We start from the raw sequence: 2,377 nt of genomic DNA, 5'->3' as shown, positions 1-2,377 counted from the left end.
GTCGGTCTGCCAGCTCGGCTTCGGGTCGTAGGCCGAGCAGCCGGAGCCGGTGCCCTCGGTGGAGTTGGTGTGCCACACCGACTCGCTCCAGCCGCGGGAGTTGGAGGCGGTGGTGAGCGCGGTGCCGCCGACGGCCGTCACGTACTGGGAGGTCGCCGGGTACTCGGCGCCGTAGGCGGAGTCGCCCGAGGAGACCGTGATCGCGACGCCCGGGTGCTTGAAGTACGAAGTGTCGTCGCTGGTCTGCGAGGAGTCCTCGCCGCCGCCCCAGCTGTTGGAGACGAATTTGGCGCCGAGGGCGACGGCCTCGTTCTCGGCGGCGCCGAGGTCGGCCATGCTCGCGGAGTTGGCCTCGACCAGGATGATGCTGCAGTTCGGGCAGACCGCGCTGACCATGTCGATGTCGAGCATCTCTTCACCGGCCCAGCCGGTGTCGTTGGTCGGCAGCGAGGTGGTGGAGCCGGTCTGGCTGACCTGCTTGAAGCAGCCGTTGGCCTTGGTGCAGGCGGACAGCCCGTACGTGGAGCGGTAGGTGCCCAGGTCCGACTCGGCGTTCGGGTCGTTGTAGGCGTCCACGATACCGACGGTCATGCCCGAACCGGCCGCGGTGGGCAGGTTGTAGGCGCTGTGCAGGTTGGCCGGGGAGAGGCCGGAGGGCGCGGCCGCGGCGAGCGCCGAGGCGAGCCGCTGCTTGATGTCCGTGCGGCGCTGGGCGAAACAGGACGCGTGACCCGGCTCGGCGATGGCGCACAGATGCTGGGTCGGCACCTTCTGGCCGGCCTTGCCGGTCGAATGGAAGGTCTGCCGCTGGGGGTCGGTCAGCGCCTTGGCGTTCTGCGTGACCTTGGAGGTGTGCGGGCGCGCGGTGGCGGACTGGGCACCGGCCGTGGGGGCCGCGACGAGTCCGGCGACGGTGAGGGCAAGGGCGGGGAAGGCGACGGCGACGAGTCTTCGCAGACTCCGTCTCCGCACGCTCGGGCGTGACTCACGCATGGGTACTGCCTCCGGTTGACGTGGGGATTCGCACTGGATGGGCAGGCCCGTGACTGCGCGTAGCGGCGGCAGAACCGCGCATTCATGAGCATGACATTCACCCCACAAGTGGAGTGAACGTGACATGACAGGGTGCGGGAGGAATGTACGTCCGAAGCGCGCGCACCGGCAGCGCCGCTGGGATTTCTTTGCCTCTCCATAGGATGGGATTGGTCCCTCCATTGGAGAGCTTCGCGGCCGGCACTCGCGTGTGGTGCGGAAGGTGCGGCCGGCGAAGAGGGTGGTGCCCCAGGCGTGGTGAGCAGAGTTCCCGATCTTCCGGCGATGCTCGGGCTGAGACCACGACACAGCGTTCCCGTACTCTTCCTCAGAGCCGCCGCGCAGGACCGGCTCCGGAGGGGGCACGGACAACCGCGAGGGAGACGGCATGGGAACCGCTGACCGGCAGAGCGCCGGAGACTGGAACCGGGTCGGCGACCCGCCCCGCCCCAGGGGCGGTCATGCGAGCGGGTACGGCCAGGACTACGAGTACGGGAATCCTCCCGAGTCGGTACCTCACCCCGGTTACGGACCCGATGCCGGCGCGGGCCACATCCCCTCCCCGGCGATGGGCCACGGATACGCCCCCGCGACGGGCCACGAGTACGCCTCCACGACGGGCGACGGGCCCGCCACAGCGACTGCCCCCGGACATGGTCCCGACCACGGCCCCGGAGCGGGCGCCGGCGGTCACGGACACGGCCACTCGCACGGCCACAGCCACAGCCACGGGCCCGCCGCACCGGTCTCCCGGCACCTGCGCAAGGTCATCGCGGCGATCCTGATCCCCTTCACCGCCGCAGTCGTGGTGGGCCTGGTGGTGCTGTGGCCGGGCGGAGCCCCGCCACACAAGCGCACCGGTGTCGGCTTCGACCAGCAGACCCAGCAGGCCACGGTCACCCAGGTCGTCGAGGTGAGCTGCAAATCGGTGAACGCCTCCGGCGAGTCCCCCACCGGCGACACCTCCACCGCCGAGGGCAACTCGGCGCAGCAGGAGGCGAACGGCACCTGCCACAAGGCCACGGTCCGGGTCGACACCGGCAAGGACAAGGGCCGCACCTTCACCGAGATCGTGCAGCCCGACCAGACGCGACAGCTGCACCAGGGCGAGAAGGTCGTCACCGCCTACGAACCCTCCGCACCCAAGGACCTGCAGTACTCGGTCACCGACGTCAACCGTCACTTCCCGATGGGCCTGCTGGCCGGGATCTTCGCCCTCGCCGTCGTGCTGGTGGGCCGGCTGCGCGGCGTGATGGCGCTCGTCGCGCTGGCCATCAGCTTCCTGGTGCTGAACTTCTTCATCCTGCCCGCGGCCCTGCAGGGCTCCAACCCGCTCCTGGTGGCG

2 protein-coding genes are annotated in these 2,377 nt (G+C 70.2%); one reads left to right on the top strand and one right to left on the bottom strand.

The genetic code is table 11. From position 1 onward, the window contains the following. Positions 1–993 (bottom strand): S53 family peptidase (locus LMU33_RS40655; protein WP_443728989.1); only part of this gene is annotated, 993 nt, incomplete at its 3' end. Between the two features lie 427 nt (positions 994–1,420). Here LMU33_RS40655 and LMU33_RS40650 point away from each other — a divergent pair. Further along, positions 1,421–2,377: YibE/F family protein (locus LMU33_RS40650; protein WP_228627112.1), on the top strand; the 957-nt coding region annotated here is incomplete at its 3' end.

Origin of the sequence: Streptomyces barringtoniae (genome assembly GCF_020819595.1) — a bacterium.
Taxonomy (GTDB): Bacteria; Actinomycetota; Actinomycetes; order Streptomycetales; family Streptomycetaceae; genus Streptomyces; species Streptomyces barringtoniae.
The sequence above is the reverse complement of the archived record's forward strand: the minus strand, read 5'-3'. Positions and strand labels throughout refer to the sequence as shown.